This window comes from Kitasatospora sp. NPDC049285 (assembly GCF_040678815.1).
Lineage (GTDB): Bacteria > Actinomycetota > Actinomycetes > Streptomycetales > Streptomycetaceae > Kitasatospora.
Genome location: NZ_JBFAQR010000005.1, coordinates 72,099 through 85,934 on the forward strand (window position 1 = coordinate 72,099; position 13,836 = coordinate 85,934).

At 73.4% G+C, this 13,836-nt stretch carries 18 protein-coding genes; 6 read left to right on the forward strand and 12 right to left on the reverse strand.

Annotated features, from left to right (window positions below; genetic code table 11):
• Positions 1 to 33: 33 nt before the first annotated feature.
• A complete protein-coding gene (locus AB0K51_RS05525; RefSeq protein ID WP_363450819.1) occupies positions 34 to 1,665 on the reverse strand; it encodes a DAK2 domain-containing protein in 1,632 nt (543 codons plus the stop codon).
• Positions 1,666 to 1,874: 209 nt separating this feature from the next.
• Here AB0K51_RS05525 and rpmB point away from each other — a divergent pair, with 209 nt between their 5' ends.
• Complete coding sequence (gene rpmB / locus AB0K51_RS05530; protein WP_014138233.1) at positions 1,875 to 2,060, forward strand: 50S ribosomal protein L28; 186 nt, start codon at positions 1,875 to 1,877, stop codon at positions 2,058 to 2,060.
• A gap of 118 nt (positions 2,061 to 2,178) precedes the next feature.
• Here the strand turns inward: rpmB and thiD are convergent, their stop codons facing one another.
• From thiD to AB0K51_RS05545, 3 genes are all read right to left on the reverse strand, one after another.
• Positions 2,179 to 2,979 (reverse strand): bifunctional hydroxymethylpyrimidine kinase/phosphomethylpyrimidine kinase, encoded by an 801-nt coding sequence (thiD, locus tag AB0K51_RS05535; RefSeq protein WP_363450821.1) that lies wholly within the window; start codon positions 2,977 to 2,979, stop codon positions 2,179 to 2,181.
• A gap of 30 nt (positions 2,980 to 3,009) precedes the next feature.
• Positions 3,010 to 4,035, reverse strand: a complete 1,026-nt coding sequence (locus tag AB0K51_RS05540) for an ATP-dependent 6-phosphofructokinase (RefSeq protein WP_363450823.1) — start codon at positions 4,033 to 4,035, stop codon at positions 3,010 to 3,012.
• A gap of 127 nt (positions 4,036 to 4,162) precedes the next feature.
• The gene (locus AB0K51_RS05545) at positions 4,163 to 5,131 is read right to left on the reverse strand and encodes a thiamine-phosphate kinase (RefSeq protein ID WP_363450825.1); all 969 of its coding nucleotides are present in this window, start codon (positions 5,129 to 5,131) and stop codon (positions 4,163 to 4,165) included.
• A 161-nt stretch (positions 5,132 to 5,292) separates the two neighbouring features.
• Between AB0K51_RS05545 and AB0K51_RS05550 the strand changes: the two genes are divergently transcribed.
• Complete coding sequence (locus AB0K51_RS05550) at positions 5,293 to 5,526, forward strand: Lrp/AsnC ligand binding domain-containing protein (protein WP_363450827.1); 234 nt, start codon at positions 5,293 to 5,295, stop codon at positions 5,524 to 5,526.
• Between the two features lie 19 nt (positions 5,527 to 5,545).
• The gene (locus tag AB0K51_RS05555; protein ID WP_363450829.1) at positions 5,546 to 6,049 is read left to right on the forward strand and encodes a DUF3515 domain-containing protein; all 504 of its coding nucleotides are present in this window, start codon (positions 5,546 to 5,548) and stop codon (positions 6,047 to 6,049) included.
• Between the two features lie 25 nt (positions 6,050 to 6,074).
• Here AB0K51_RS05555 and AB0K51_RS05560 read toward each other — a convergent pair whose 3' ends face one another.
• Genes AB0K51_RS05560 through AB0K51_RS05570 form a run of 3 tightly spaced genes read right to left on the reverse strand, consistent with a single transcriptional unit; the run spans position 6,075 to position 9,049 of the window.
• Positions 6,075 to 7,217 (reverse strand): D-alanine--D-alanine ligase family protein, encoded by a 1,143-nt coding sequence (locus tag AB0K51_RS05560; RefSeq protein WP_363450831.1) that lies wholly within the window; start codon positions 7,215 to 7,217, stop codon positions 6,075 to 6,077.
• A gap of 30 nt (positions 7,218 to 7,247) precedes the next feature.
• Positions 7,248 to 8,249: an NAD(P)H-dependent glycerol-3-phosphate dehydrogenase gene (locus AB0K51_RS05565; protein ID WP_363450833.1), complete on the reverse strand. Its 1,002-nt coding sequence runs from the start codon at positions 8,247 to 8,249 to the stop codon at positions 7,248 to 7,250.
• Positions 8,246 to 9,049: a lysophospholipid acyltransferase family protein gene (locus AB0K51_RS05570; protein ID WP_363450835.1), complete on the reverse strand. Its 804-nt coding sequence runs from the start codon at positions 9,047 to 9,049 to the stop codon at positions 8,246 to 8,248. The genes AB0K51_RS05565 and AB0K51_RS05570 overlap by 4 nt, the downstream gene beginning before the upstream one ends.
• A 363-nt stretch (positions 9,050 to 9,412) precedes the next feature.
• Between AB0K51_RS05570 and cofC the strand changes: the two genes are divergently transcribed.
• Together cofC and AB0K51_RS05580 are read left to right on the forward strand one after the other, a co-directional pair.
• Positions 9,413 to 10,030, forward strand: a complete 618-nt coding sequence (gene cofC / locus AB0K51_RS05575; protein WP_363451035.1) for a 2-phospho-L-lactate guanylyltransferase — start codon at positions 9,413 to 9,415, stop codon at positions 10,028 to 10,030.
• Between the two features lie 17 nt (positions 10,031 to 10,047).
• Positions 10,048 to 10,269, forward strand: coding sequence for a hypothetical protein (locus AB0K51_RS05580; protein ID WP_363450837.1), 222 nt, complete (start codon positions 10,048 to 10,050; stop codon positions 10,267 to 10,269).
• Positions 10,270 to 10,299: 30 nt separating this feature from the next.
• Here the strand turns inward: AB0K51_RS05580 and AB0K51_RS05585 are convergent, their stop codons facing one another.
• Both AB0K51_RS05585 and AB0K51_RS05590 read right to left on the reverse strand, forming a co-directional pair.
• Positions 10,300 to 10,689, reverse strand: coding sequence for a hypothetical protein (locus AB0K51_RS05585; protein ID WP_363450839.1), 390 nt, complete (start codon positions 10,687 to 10,689; stop codon positions 10,300 to 10,302).
• A complete protein-coding gene (locus AB0K51_RS05590; RefSeq protein ID WP_363450841.1) occupies positions 10,686 to 10,931 on the reverse strand; it encodes a hypothetical protein in 246 nt (81 codons plus the stop codon). Before AB0K51_RS05590 ends, AB0K51_RS05585 begins: the two co-directional genes overlap by 4 nt.
• A 139-nt stretch (positions 10,932 to 11,070) precedes the next feature.
• Here AB0K51_RS05590 and AB0K51_RS05595 point away from each other — a divergent pair, with 139 nt between their 5' ends.
• Positions 11,071 to 11,808 (forward strand): GntR family transcriptional regulator, encoded by a 738-nt coding sequence (locus tag AB0K51_RS05595; protein ID WP_363450843.1) that lies wholly within the window; start codon positions 11,071 to 11,073, stop codon positions 11,806 to 11,808.
• 226 nt (positions 11,809 to 12,034) lie between these two features.
• Here the strand turns inward: AB0K51_RS05595 and AB0K51_RS05600 are convergent, their stop codons facing one another.
• The 3 genes from AB0K51_RS05600 to leuD form a co-directional block, all read right to left on the reverse strand.
• Complete coding sequence (locus AB0K51_RS05600) at positions 12,035 to 12,679, reverse strand: HU family DNA-binding protein (protein WP_363450845.1); 645 nt, start codon at positions 12,677 to 12,679, stop codon at positions 12,035 to 12,037.
• Between the two features lie 133 nt (positions 12,680 to 12,812).
• A complete protein-coding gene (locus AB0K51_RS05605; RefSeq protein ID WP_030458857.1) occupies positions 12,813 to 13,016 on the reverse strand; it encodes a hypothetical protein in 204 nt (67 codons plus the stop codon).
• Between the two features lie 222 nt (positions 13,017 to 13,238).
• Positions 13,239 to 13,835 carry a 3-isopropylmalate dehydratase small subunit gene (leuD, locus tag AB0K51_RS05610; RefSeq protein ID WP_363450847.1) on the reverse strand — a complete coding sequence of 199 codons (597 nt, stop codon included), beginning with the start codon at positions 13,833 to 13,835 and terminating at the stop codon, positions 13,239 to 13,241.
• Position 13,836: the final 1 nt, after the last annotated feature.

The window sequence follows — 13,836 nt, forward strand, 5'->3', positions numbered from 1 at the left end:
ACGTTCCGGCCCACTCGGCCCCGCACTCGAGCCTCACTCGACCCCGATCAGCAGCGGGGCCGCCTCCTGGCCGCCCTGGTAGGCGACCGCGTCGACCTCCGGACGGATCCGCCGGGCGTGCCCGATCAGCCGCTCGGCGAGGTCCGCGGGGGCCTCCTCGCCCAGCACCAGGGTGAGCAGTTCGCCGCCGGCCGCGAGCATCCGGTCCAGCAGGGTGATCGCGGTCTCGGTGAGGTCCTCGCCGATCACCGCCACGTCGCCGTCGATCAGCCCGAGCACGTCGCCGGCCTGGCAGACGCCCGCCATGGTCCACGACTCCCCTTCGGCGACCGCGAGTTCGGCGTACCGGGTGGCACCGGCCGCGGAGGTCATGGCGACCACGTCCTCGTCGAACCGCCGCGCGGCGTCGTGCACCGCCAGCGCCGCCAGCCCCTGCACCGGGGAGCGGGTCGGCAGCACCGCGATCCGCACGCCCTCCTCGCGCAGCTGGTCGGCGGCGGCCCCGGCGGCGGGCCGCAGCTCGGGGTCGTTCAGCACCAGCACCACCTCGCGGGCCGCGCAGCGGTGCACCGCGGCGACCAGTTCGGCGCTGGCCGGCGGCCGGTCCGGGTCGGCCGCCAGCACCGCCGACCCGGCCTGCTCGCACAGCTGCGCCAGCCCGCTGCCGGACACCACGCTCAGCACCGCCCGCCCGTGCGAGACGGTCTCCTCCCGCTCCCCCGCCCGGGCCGCCGCCTCCGCGAAGTGCGTGATCCTGATCCGGTACGGCCGTCCGGCCTCGACGCCCGCCTCGACCGCCGCCCCGGCGTCGTCCACGTGCACGTGGACGTTCCACAGCCCGTCCCCGCCGCCGATCACCAGTGAGTCCCCGAGCCGCCCCAACCGCTCGCGCAGCCCGGGCAGTCGGGAGTCCTCCGCGTCCAGCAGGTAGATCACCTCGAACGCCGGGTGGCCCGGTCCGGGCGGCCGCTCCTGTCCCTCGCAGGCCGCCACCGCCGCCGCGTGCGCCGCCTGCTCCCCCTGCTCGGCGTACCGGCTCAGCGCCATCGGACCCATCGGTTCCTGCCCGGACACGGCGTCCACCAGCGCGCCCAGCACGGCCACCAGGCCGCGCCCGCCCGCGTCCACCACACCCGCCTCGGCCAGCACCGCCAGCTGCCCCGGCGTCAGCAGCAGCGCCTGCCGGGCCGCCCGGTACGCCGCCTGCGCCTGGCCGGTCAGGCCGTCCGCGACCCGCTGCGCCGCGTCGGCGGCCGCCGACGCCACCGTCAGCAGGGTGCCCTCGACCGGCTCCGCGACCGCCTGGTAGGCGGAGCGCGCGCCGTGCCGCAACGCCTCCCCCAGCGCCCCGTCCTCGGCCAGCACCTCGGCCACCCCGCGCAGCCACTGCGCCAGGATCACCCCCGAGTTCCCGCGCGCCCCGATCAGCGCCCCGCGGGCCACCGCGGTCGCCGCCACGCCCAGCTCCGGCTTCTCCTCCGCCGCGAACACCGCGTCCAGCGCCTCCGCGGCCGACTCCACGGTCAGGTACAGGTTCGTCCCGGTGTCGCCGTCCGGCACCGGATAGACGTTCAGCGCGTCGATCTCCTCGCGGGCCTGGCCGAGGGCCGCCAGTGCCAGCCGGCACCAGGTGCGGACGGCCGGGGCGTCGAGGGTGTCCAGCACCAGGTCTCCTCCGGATGAACGCCACGGAAACGCGACGGGGCGCGGTGGCGAGGGGCGATGCTGGCAGGTTATCGGTGCCCGCCCGAAACGATCACCCTCGTCATCGTGGTAGTTTCGTTGAGCGGGAGTCACCGTTGTATGCTCTCCCGGTTGCCTGGAACACCCCGGGCTGTTCAAAGTACCTGATCTGAAGTCTTGGAGTGACTCCTGTGGCTGCCAACTGCGACGTCTGCGGCAAGGGGCCGGGCTTCGGCAACAGTATCTCCCACTCGCACCGCCGCACCCCCCGTCGTTGGAACCCCAACATCCAGACGGTGCGCGCTGTGATCGGGCGGACGCCGAAGCGGCTCAACGTCTGCACCTCGTGCATCAAGGCCGGTAAGGTCTCGCGCTGACGCGCAGACCGGTAACCCGGTCACCCTTCAACAGCCGACTCTCCCCTTCGGGGGAAGGTCGGCTGTTTTATTTTGCCGCCTGGAGTAGCCCCTGACGGCTCCCCGGGCCCCTAAAAGCTCACCGGTTGCGCCAGAAGTGGTCCACCGGGCCGATGCCCGCGCCCAGGGCGAAGCCGTGTTCGATGGCGCCGGTGACGTAGGTCTTGGCGTGGGCGACGGCCAGTGGCACGGGGTGGCCCTTGGCGAGTTCGGCGGCGATGGCGCTGGCGAGGGTGCAACCGGTGCCGTGGGTGTGGCGGTTGTCGTGGCGGGGGGCGCGGTACCAGTGGGTCTCGCCGTCGGGGCCGAGCAGCAGGTCGGCGGCCTCGCCTTCGAGGTGGCCGCCCTTGATGAGCGCCCAGGTCGGCCCGAGGTCCCGCAGGGCCCGCGCGGCGGCGAGCATGTCGGCCTCGCCGGTGACGGTCAGGCCGGTGAGCTGCGTCACTTCGTGCAGGTTGGGGGTGGCCAGGGTGGCGACCGGGAGGAGGCGTTCGCGGACCGTGGCGACGGCCTCCGCGGCGAGCAGCGCGTCGCCGTGCTTGGAGACGCCGACCGGGTCGACGACGACCGGGGCGGGGGTGTCGGCGAGGAGCTCGGAGACGGTCTCGACGAGTTCGATGGAGGCGAGCATGCCGGTCTTGACCGCCTGCACCCCGATGTCGTCGACCACGCTGCGGTACTGCGCGCGGACGGCTTCGGCGGGAAGCTCCCAGTAGCCCTGGACGCCGAGCGAGTTCTGCGCGGTGACGGCGGTGATGACGCTCATGCCGTGGACGCCGAGGGCGAGCATGGCCTTGAGGTCGGCCTGGATGCCCGCGCCGCCGCCGCTGTCGGAGCCGGCGACGGTGAGCACCCGGGGCGGGGCGGTGTTCGTGGTCATGCGCCCCAACCTACCGACCGGGCCGGGGTCTCAGAGCACCGCCTCGGACTCGGCCCACCGGTCCTGCGGGACGGTCTTGAGCTGGACCACGGCGTCGGCGATCGGGACGAGGCGGATCTCGCCGCCGCGCAGGGCGGTGAAGTGTCCGAAGGCGCCCTTGTGGACGGCTTCGACGGCGTGCCAGCCGAAGCGGGTGGCGAGGACCCGGTCGAGGGCGGTGGGGGTGCCGCCGCGCTGGGTGTGGCCGAGGATGACGGGCCGGGCCTCCTTGCCGAGCAGGTTCTCCAGTTCCGCGGCGAGCCGGGTGCCGACGCCGCCGAAGGTCTGGTGGCCGAACTGGTCGACCTGGCCGTGCTCGAAGCGCATCGTGCCGGGGAGCGGCTTGGCGCCCTCGGCGACCGCGATGATGGCGAACTTCTTGCCGCGTCGGAAGCGCTCCTCGATCATCCGGGCGACCGCCTCGATGTCGAAGGGCTTCTCGGGGATCAGGATGCCGTGGGCACCGCCGGCCATCCCGGCGGTGAGCGTGATCCAGCCGGTGTGACGGCCCATCAGCTCGACCACCATGACCCGCTGGTGGGACTCGGCGGTGGTCTTGAGCCGGTCGATGGCCTCGGTGGCGACGTGCACGGCGGTGTCGAAGCCGAAGGTGACGTCGGTGGCGTCGATGTCGTTGTCGATGGTCTTGGGGACGCCGACCACCGGCAGTCCGGCGTCGCTGAACAGCTTGGCGGCGGTGAGCGTGCCCTCGCCGCCGATCGCGATCAGGGCGTCGATGCGGAGCTTCTCGGCGAGTTCCCCGGCGTGCTCGACGGCCCAGCGGATCCGGTCGCGCTGGACCCGGGCGGAGCCGAGGATGGTGCCGCCGAGGGTGAGCAGACCGGTGACGTCGTCGTGCGAGATCGGGCGGGCGCGGCCCTCGATCAAGCCGAGGAAGCCGTCCTCGATGCCGAGGATCTCGTCTCCGTGGACGTCGGTGCCGCGGTGCACCACGGAGCGGATCACCGCGTTGAGTCCGGGGCAGTCGCCGCCGCTGGTCAGGACGCCGATTCGCATGGGCCGTACTCTCCCGCTCCCGGGGGCGCGCGCCCCCGCGTTGGTGGACCGGACCGTCGACGCTGTCGGTCCGCCCGACCCGCCAAGCCTACGCGGTCGGCGGGGCCGTTCCGGGGAAGCCGAGCGGCTACTGCGCGGCGAAGTGGTCCCAGCCGGCGGCCCGGTTCCAGGGGGCGCCGTCGACCGTGACGGTGCCGCCGCGGCCGGGGCGCGCGGTGCGCGCCACCTCGCCGACCACCCGCCAGCGGGCCGGGAGTTGGACGCTCTTCGGGAAGGTCGCCAGGATCGCGTGGTCCTCGCCGCCGGAGAGCACCCACACCAGCGGGTCGACGCCGACCGCCTGGCCGATGTCGGCCATCTGCGCGGGGACGTCGAAGTCGGCGGCGCGCACGTCGATGTCGACGCCGCTGGCCCGGGCGATGTGGCCGAGGTCGGCGACCAGACCGTCGCTGACGTCGACCATCGCGGTGGCGCCGAGGTCGCTGGCGGCGGGGCCGGCGTGGTACGGCGGTTCGGGGCGGCGGTGCGCCTCGACGAAGGCCCGCGGCGAGCGGAAACCGCGCTGAAGGACCGTCAGCCCGGCCGCGGACCAGCCGAGCCAGCCGGTGACCGCGACCACGTCGCCGACCTGCGCGCCGGAGCGCACCACCGGGCGGCGGCCCTGCAGGTCGCCGAGGGCGGTGATGGCGAGGGTGATGGTGTCGCCGCGGACCACGTCGCCGCCGACCACGGTGGCGCCGGCCACCTGGCACTCGTCGCGCAGACCGTCCATCAGCTCGGTGGCCCAGGTGGTGGGCAGGTCGGGCGGGGTGACCAGGCCGAGCAGCAGCGCGGTGGGGACGGCGCCCATGGCGGCCACGTCGGCGAGGTTCTGCGCGGCGGACTTGCGGCCGACGTCGTACGCGGTGGACCAGTCGCGGCGGAAGTGCCGGCCCTCGATCAGCACGTCGGTGGTGGCCACCACCCGGCCGTCCGGGGCCTTGACCACGGCCGCGTCGTCGCCGGGTCCGAGCTCCACCGCCGGGGTCATCGACAGCCGGGCGGTCAGTTCCCGGATGAGCCCGAACTCCCCGAGCTCGCCCACGGTCCCCTGCATCAGCCCGTCCTCCCGAGTCCACGTGTCATGGGGTGCGCCCCCCGCGCGCAGCGTACGCCCTCCGGGCCCGCCGAGGGCTCCCCTCCCCGCACCGGGCGCGGTAGCGTGGTGATCAGACTGCCGGTCAGCAACTCCCCCACCCAGCCGCCTGGAGGTCCACCGTGGTGCAGGCCTACATCCTGATCCAGACCGAGGTGGGCAAGGCCACCGCGGTCGCCGAGTCCATCGCCAAGATCACCGGAGTGATCACCGCCGAGGACGTCACCGGCCCCTACGACGTGATCGTCCGGGCCGAGGCGGACTCCATCGACGAGCTGGGCCGCTTGGTGGTCGCCCAGGTGCAGCAGGTCGAGGGCATCACCCGCACCCTGACCTGCCCGGTGGTGCGCCTGTAGCGGCGCTTACCATCGTCGGGTGTCCCGCAACGTCCTGACCCGGCTGCCCGCGCCCGTCCGCTGGCTGGCCCCGCCCGCCGCCCTGCTGGGCTGCACGGCGTGGCTGGCGACGGCGTGGAGCGGCCCGGCGGACGTCACCCCGCCGGTCCCGCGCGCCGCGGCCGCGGAGTACTGCCGGGCGCTGCACGACGCGCTGCCCGACCAGGTGCTGGGCCACCGCCGGCAGGACCCCTCCCCCGCCTCGCCGTACACCGCGGCCTGGTCCTCCTCGCCGCGCACGGTGCTCAGGTGCGGCATCGAGCGGCCGGACTACCTGGACGACGACCCGCTGAAGCAGGCGCCGGAGGTGAACGGCGTGCAGTTCGGCATGGGCCGGGACGGCCGGGGCGGCTACTACTTCGTGGCGACGCTGCGCAAGGCGTACGTCGAGGTGCAGGTGCCCGACGGGGCCTACGCCAACTACCTCGACCCGCTGAGCTCGCTGACCGAGGCGATCAAGGCGACGGTGCCGGAGGGGCTGTAGGCCAAGCCCCTCCGGCGGGAGCCGGTCAGCGCAGGCCGGTGGAGCGGCGCAGCGCGGCGGCGAGCAAGCGGTCGATCAGCTCCGCGTAGGACAGGCCGCTGGCCTCCCACATCTTCGGGTACGCGGAGATCGGGGTGAAGCCGGGCATGGTGTTGATCTCGTTGACCATCCACCGGCCGTCGTCCAGCAGGAAGAAGTCGACCCGGGCCAGACCCTCGCAGCCGAGCGCCTCGAACGCGGCGATCGCCTGCCGGCGGATCTCGGCGGTCTCCTCGGCGGTGAGCTTCGCCGGGATCTCGACCTCGGAGGAGTCGATGTACTTGGCCTCGAAGTCGTAGAACTCGAAGTCGCCGCCGACCAGGATCTCGGCCGGGACGCTGGCCCGCGGGCCGTCCTCGAACTCCAGCACCGCGCACTCGATCTCGCGGCCCTCGACGCCCCGCTCGACGATGACCTTGGGGTCGTGCCGGCGGGCCTCCTCGATCGCGCCGTCCAGGTCGGCGAGGTCCTTGACCTTGGTGATGCCGATGGACGAGCCGGCCCGGCAGGGCTTGACGAACAGCGGCAGGCCGAGCGCCTCGACGCGGGAGCGGGCGGCGGCGCGGCCGGCCTCGGTCTCCCACTCGCGCGGCTTGATCACCGTGTAGCTGCCCGCGAAGATCCCGTTGGACTCCAGGATCCGCTTGGTGAACTCCTTGTCCATGCCGACCGCGGAGGCCAGCACGCCGGAGCCGACGTACGGGACGCCGGAGAGTTCGAGCAGGCCCTGGACGGTGCCGTCCTCGCCCCACGGGCCGTGCAGCAGCGGCAGCACCACGTCGACCTCGCCGAGCACCTTGGGCGCGGCGCCGGGCTCGTTCCAGACCACGTCGCGGCTGACCGGGGAGACCGGCAGCGCGACCTGACCCTCGGTGGAGTCGGCGACCTGGGCGACGTCCGGCAGCTTGCCGTCGGTGATGGACATCCGGGCCGGCTCGTCGGCGACCAGCGCCCAGCGGCCCTCGTGGGTGATGCCGATCGGCAGCACCTCGTACTTGCTCCGGTCGATCGCCTTGAGCACGCTGCCGGCCGTGGAGACCGAGATGGCGTGCTCGGAGCTGCGGCCGCCGAAGACGATCGCGACGCGCGGCTTCGCCGCGTGGTTCGGGGAGGTCAGTTCGATGCTCATATCGCAGTTGAGACTACCGTCCGATTTCGGTCACCGGCGTTCCGGCTTGGCCGAACGGGCCATCAGTCCCTTCAGTACCTCCTGGGTGGGGCGGCCGTTGTGCACGACGTCGACCACCGCCTCGACGATCGGCATGTCGACGCCGTTGCGCCGGGCCAGGTCCAGCACCGACTCGCAGGACTTCACGCCCTCCGCGGTCTGGCTGGTGGCGGCGATGGTCTCGGCCAGCGTCATGCCGCGGCCCAGGTTGGTGCCGAAGGTGTTGTTGCGCGACAGCGGCGAGGAGCAGGTCGCCACCAGGTCGCCCATGCCCGCCAGGCCCGCGAAGGTGTGCGCGTCCGCGCCGAGCGCGAGGCCCAGGCGGGTCGTCTCGGCCAGGCCGCGGGTGATCAGGGTGGCCTTGGTGTTGTCGCCCAGGCCCATGCCGTTGGCCATGCCGACCGCCAGGCCGATCACGTTCTTCACCGCGCCGCCGAGCTCGCAGCCCACCACGTCGGTGTTGGTGTAGGGCCGGAAGTACGGGGTGTGGCAGGCGGTCTGGAAGCGCTTGGCGACCGTCTCGTCGGTGCAGGCGACCACGGTGGCGGCGGGCTGGCGGTTGGCGATCTCGCCGGCCAGGTTCGGCCCGGACACCACCACGACGCGCTCCGCGGCGACGCCGGCGACCTCCTCGACCACCTCGCTCATCCGCTTCGCGGTGCCCAGCTCGATGCCCTTCATCAGGCTCACCAGCACGGTCTGCGGCTCGATCATCGGCGCCCAGTGCGCGAGGTTCTCGCGCAGCGTCTGGGACGGCACCGAGAGCACCGCGAAGTCCGCGCCGGCCAGCGCCGCGGCGGCGTCGGTGGTGGCCCGGATGGACCCGGGAAGCGTCAACTCCGGCAGGTAGTCCGGGTTGACGTGGTCCCGGTCGATCGCCTCGACCAGTTCCTTGCGACGGCCCCACAGGGTCACCTCGCAGCCGGCGTCGGCCAGGATCATCGCGAAGGCGGTGCCCCAGGAGCCGGTCCCCATCACGGCGCAGCGGGTCACCGGCCGCCCTCCTCGGCGGCGCGGTCCTTCTTCGCCTCGGCGGCGGCGGCCCGCTCCCGCGCGGCCCTGCGCATGTCGTAGCGCTCGGCCGGGGCCTGCTCGCCGCGGACCTCCGCCAGCACGGCGGTGATCGCGTCCAGGATGTCCTCGGTGGCGTCGCGCAGCACCTGCGCGGTCAGCTCCTGGCCCTGGTACTTGCTCAGGTCGACCGCCGGGCCGGCCGCCACGGTCACCGTGTGGCGCGGGAACAGGCGGTACTTGCGGCCGCCGCCGCGGCCGTACGGCGGGATGATCTCGTGCGCGCCCCAGTGCGCCACCGGGATCACCGGCGCGCCGGTCATCAGCGCGACCCGGGCGGCGCCGCTCTTGCCGGTCATCGGCCACAGGTCCGGGTCCCGGGTGAGCGTGCCCTCCGGGTAGAACTGCACGCACTGGCCGCGGTCGATCGCGTCGATCGCGGAGCGGAACGCCTCGGCGGCGTCGGTGGACTCGCGGAACACCGGGATCTGGCCGGTCTTGCGCAGCATGAACCCGATGAACGGGATCGAGAACAGCGAGGACTTGCCGAGTATCCGCGGCGGGCGGCCCGAGTTGTACTGCCAGTGCGCGTAGAACACCGGGTCGATCACCGAGTTGTGGTTCACCGCCGCGATGAAGCCGCCCTTCTCGGGCAGGTGCTCCCAGCCGCGCCAGTCCGCCTTCGCCAGGGCGATGGTCACCGGCTTCACGAGCACCGCCGCGAAGCGGTACCAGATCCCGTAGTCGGCGTTGCCGAACCTGGCGTTAGAGCGGCGGGCCACCCCAGCTCCTCCTCTTTCGTGCGGCGCCACTGCACGGTGCCGCGGTCTCTCCTCGCCGGGGCCGACCTGCGGCTCCGAGGCGCCGACCAGTCTCACCCGCGGGCCGAGTCCGTGTCGAGCGGCCACCGCCGCCGCCGTGCCGCCGCGGCCCCGCCGGCGGCACGGGCCGCTGGCCAGGCTTCCCCGGCCGACGCCACAATGGCGCCGATGACAGAGGACACCGTACGCCCCGCCGCCGCCACCCCACCCGCCCCGGGGCAGGCTCGGACCCTCGCCGGCCCCCGCCCGGCGGACCGGAGCGGCCCGGGCCGGACGGCGGCGCTGCCGGGCGTCCGCGACGCCCCGGACGACGCCCCGGCCGAAGTGCCGTACGCGGGATGGACGCTGGTGGTGCCGGTGAAGCCGCTCGCCGAGGCGAAGAGTCGGCTCGCGGCGCTCGGCGCACTCCGCCCGCGGCTGGCGCTGGCCTTCGCGCTGGACACCGTCGCCGCCGCGCTCGCCTGCCCGGCCGTCGCCCGGGTGCTGGTGGTCACCCGGGACGCGGCCGCCGCCGCGCCGCTGACCGCCCTCGGTGCGACGGCGATCGCCGACGAGCCCGGCGGCGGCCTCAACCCCGCCCTCGCGCACGGCGCGCGCGCCGCCCGGCGGTACGCCCCGCACTCCCCCGTCGCCACCCTCTCCGCGGACCTGCCGGCGCTGCGGTCCGCCGAACTCGCCCGGGTGCTGGCCGCCGTCCCCCCGCGCGGCCGGGCCTTCCTCGCCGACGCCCCCGGCACCGGCACCACGCTGCTCGCCGGCGCGCCCGGCGTGGCGCTGCGCCCCGCCTTCGGCCCGGACTCCCGCAACGGCCACGCGGCGGGCGGCGCACGCGAGCTCCTGCTCCCCGACGTGCCCTCGGTGCGACGCGACGTCGACACCCCCGCGGACCTCGCCGCCGCGGCCGCGCTCGGCCTCGGCCCGGCCACCGCGGCCCTGCTCTGACGCTCTATGCTGCTGCCATGCAGGCCACCGCGTTCACCTTCGACCCCGCCACCCGATCCGGCTCGGTCCTGCTCGACGACGGCACCCCCGTCCCGTTCGACGCCCCGGCCTTCGACGCCGGCGGCCTGCGCCTGCTGCGCCCCGGTCAGCGCCTGCGCATCCGCACCACCGGCGAAGGCTCCGACCGCCGCGTCGTCTTCCTCACCCTGCCGACCTTCCCGGACCCGCAGGCCTCCTGACCCGGCGTCGGCCCGGTGCCCGCGGTACGGCTACCCGCTGCTGCGCTGCTCGGGTCGGGGTGGCTCCGCCTCGCCGCGCCAGAGCGACCGGACCTCCGCGGTGGCGAGCAGCTTGAGCGGCCCGGGTTCGAGGCGCAGCGGTCCGGGCCCGGGGTGCCCGGGGGTGACGCGGATCAGGTGGGAGCGGCCCAGGAGGGCTGCGGTGAGCAGGAGTTGACCGTCGCGGGCGAGGAAGGCCGCGGTGCGTTCGGGGGCGCCGGGGCCGAAGAAGTAGCGGTAGGCCTCGTACTGGGTCCAGCCCAGCGGGAGGGTGCGCAGGACGGCCCACAGCGAGGTGAGCGCGTCGGCGAGGGCGCGGAAGGACGCCGCCTCGGTGACGCCCTCGACGCAGACGGTGTAGCCGGGAGGCGTGTTCTTCACGGTGGCTCCTGGGGTGGGTCGAACTCGGCCCAGACGGTGTGGGATCGGGCGGTGTAGCGGTGGCCGTAGCGATCGGCGGCGGCGAGGACCTCGAGGACCCGGAGGTGGTCCTCGTCGGCGGGTTCGCCGGGCAGGATCGCCTCGACCCGGTAGCCGCCGCCCGGCAGGCGGCGGATGCGGGCTTCGGCCCCGGTGGCTGCGGCGAGTTGCGCGGCGAGGTCAAACACCCTGGTGGTTCGCACGCCACGCCTCTCCCCGAGGTCAGTCGATCACGCAAAGTGAAGCTAAGGCATTAGATTCCACCTGATGCATTAGATTGTCAACCTGACTCACCCGTCCTGCCGCATCCGGCAGGCCGTGCCTTCCGCCGGGAGCTGCCAGATGCCCTCACAGGACCCGCCGTACCTGCGCGTCGCGGACGACCTGCGCCGCCGGGTCGCGGCCGGCGAGTGGCCGATCGGCGAGCGGCTGCCGTCGCGCGCACAGCTGGCGGAGAGCTACGGAGTGGGGCCGAACGTGCTCCAGCGGGCCCAGGAAGTGCTCATCGCGGAGGGCCTGTTGGAGGGCCGCACGGGCTCCGGCACGTACGTCCGCGAGCCGGTCGAGCGGCACCCGATGGTGCGCACCCGCCAGGTCGGCGGCTTCCCGGCCGAACTGGCCGACGCGCTGTGCGAGTCGCACTCGGCGGCCCGCACGCCGGCGCCGGATCGGATCGCCCGGCGGCTGGGCGTGGAGCCCGGCGCGCCGACCGTGCACACCCGCTACGAGTTCCTGCTGGACGGTCGGCCGGTCCAACTCGCCGACTCCTGGGAGCCGATGGCGATCACCGGGGGGACCTCCGTGCTGATGCCGGAGCTCGGTCCGCTGAAGGGCCGGGGCGTGGTGGCGCGCATGGCGGAGATCGGAGTGCGGGTGACGCGCGTGGTGGAGCGCCCGCGCCCCGCCCGGGCCACCGCGGAGCAGGCCACGCTGCTGGGGCTGTCGGCGGGCGATGCGGTGACGCTGGTCGAGCGGACCTGCCTCGACGACACCGGCCGGCCGGTGGAGACCGCCGAACTGGTGATTCCGGATTCCCGCTGGGAGATCCGCTACGAGCTGACGGTGGAACAGCCGGAGTAATTCCCACGGCGGTACGAGGCCGAATTCCCCGGTCGGAGCCGACCCGGCCGGAAGCGGCCGACCCGCCGCCGCGGCGCGGCCGGAACCGACGCCCGGTCAGCCGCCCGTACACAACCGGGCCGCGACGTCCCCCGCCGGGGGCTCCGGCGTGCGGAAACCCCGGCGCGGGGCCGTCGCGGCCCGGGTGCGCCCACGCCGGGTTGACCCGGCGCCAGGAAGGTTGTGACTACTTGGCGGTGGACTTGCGCGCGGTGGTCTTGCGCGTGGCGGTCTTCTTCGCCGGAGCGGTCTTCTTGGCGGTGGCGGTCTTCTTGGCCGCCGCGGCCGTGGTGGTCTTCTTCGCCGCGGTGGTCTTGGCGGTGGTGGTCTTGGCGGTGGTGGTCTTCTTGACCGGGGTCGCCTTCTTGGCGGTGGCGGTCTTCGCCGTGGTGGTCTTCTTCGCGGCGGCCTTCTTGGCCGCGGCCGGGGTCGCGGCGGCGGCGGCCCGCTTGGTCGCGGCGCGCTTGGCGGCCGGGGTGGCGGCGACACCGGTCTTGCCCGGGGTCAGCGAGCCCTTCGGCGCCTTCTTGACCGACGGACCGTCCTTCGGCAGCTTCTTGCTGCCGGAGACCAGGTCCTTGAAGCCCTGGCCCGGGCGGAACCGCGGCACCGCGGTCTTCTTGACCTTGACCCGCTCGCCGGTCTGCGGGTTACGGGCGAAGCGCGCCGAGCGCTCCACCTTCTCGAAGGTGCCGAAACCGGTGACCGAGACGCGGTCACCCGCCACGACGGCACGCACCATGGTGTCGAGCACTGCGTCGACGGCCTCTGCGGCAGCCTTGCGACCGCCCAGCTGCTCGGCCACCGCTTCGACAAGCTGAGCCTTGTTCACGTCTTCCCCTTCGGAAACGGGCGCCGGATGATTCCATCCGTTCTTTTCGCACGTTAGGTATGTATCTGCGGACTTTCAATTACCAAACGCGTGAATCACCCTAGTGTCGCAATGGATTTGCGCATGGAGGTGCTCACCGGGGCGGCATCCGCCCCTCGTCGAGGTCCTGCACAAAGCGACTCAACCGCCGTGCCGCCTCCGGAAGATCACGCTTGGCGGTCTCGGTGACGATCAGCAGTTGTCGGGTGAGAGCGGTCTTTGCGTCCGTCGACACGTTCAGCGCGTGAACGCGGGCGTGGGCTTGCTTCAACCGCTCGGCCACCAGTGCGTAGAGCACGGTGACTTCCGAGTCGGCAGCACCGTCCCGGTCCTCCGAAGACGCGGGTTCGCCACCCGGGTACGGAGGTTCGGGGTTGTGGTGCATGCAACGATTGTGCCATCTGTGCGGAGTTGCGCTACACCAGGGTCTATTCGCGGGTGACGAACTCCCCTGCGAACAACGAAGACCCGCCCCCGGGTGGGGGCGGGTCTTGTTGTCGCTCCGTCAGAAAGCGGACCGTCAGGCGGCCGGGAGGGTGCGCGGCTTGAACGCCGGGCGGGTGGCCTCGAACGCGTCGATGGCCCCCTCCTCCTGCAGCGTGATGCTGATGTCGTCCAGACCGTTCAGCAGACGCCAACGCACGTTGTCGTCCAGCTCGAACGAGGCGGTGACGCCCTCGGCGCGCACCTCGCGGGCCTCCAGGTCGACGGTGATCTCGGCGGTCGGGTCGGCCTCGGTCAGCTCCCACAGCCGCTCCACGGTCTCCTGCGGCAGGACCACCGTGAGCAGGCCGTTCTTCAGCGAGTTGCCGCGGAAGATGTCGGCGAAGCGGGACGAGACGACCGCCTGGAACCCGTAGTTCTGCAGCGCCCAGACGGCGTGCTCGCGGGACGAGCCGGTGCCGAACTCGGGGCCGGCCACCAGCACGGTGGCGCCCTGCCGCTCGGGGCGGTTCAGCACGAAGGACTCGTCCTTGCGCCACGCCTCGAACAGGCCGTCCTCGAAACCGGACCGGGTGACCTTCTTCAGCCAGTGCGCCGGGATGATCTGGTCGGTGTCCACGTTGGAGCGGCGCAGCGGGACGGCGCGGCCGGTGTGGGTGGTGAACTTCTCCATG

Bases quoted from the DNA above. Each gene is read 5' to 3' on its own strand.
- AB0K51_RS05540 (WP_363450823.1), bottom strand. From the start codon at position 4,035: ATGCGAATCGGCGTCCTGACCAGCGGCGGCGACTGCCCCGGACTCAAC.
- thiD (WP_363450821.1), bottom strand. From the start codon at position 2,979: ATGACCACGAACACCGCCCCGCCCCGGGTGCTCACCGTCGCCGGCTCC.
- AB0K51_RS05595 (WP_363450843.1), top strand. From the start codon at position 11,071: ATGCCCTCACAGGACCCGCCGTACCTGCGCGTCGCGGACGACCTGCGC.
- AB0K51_RS05545 (WP_363450825.1), bottom strand. From the start codon at position 5,131: ATGCAGGGGACCGTGGGCGAGCTCGGGGAGTTCGGGCTCATCCGGGAA.
- AB0K51_RS05560 (WP_363450831.1), bottom strand. From the start codon at position 7,217: ATGAGCATCGAACTGACCTCCCCGAACCACGCGGCGAAGCCGCGCGTC.
- AB0K51_RS05580 (WP_363450837.1), top strand. From the start codon at position 10,048: ATGCAGGCCACCGCGTTCACCTTCGACCCCGCCACCCGATCCGGCTCG.
- leuD (WP_363450847.1), bottom strand. From the start codon at position 13,835: ATGGAGAAGTTCACCACCCACACCGGCCGCGCCGTCCCGCTGCGCCGC.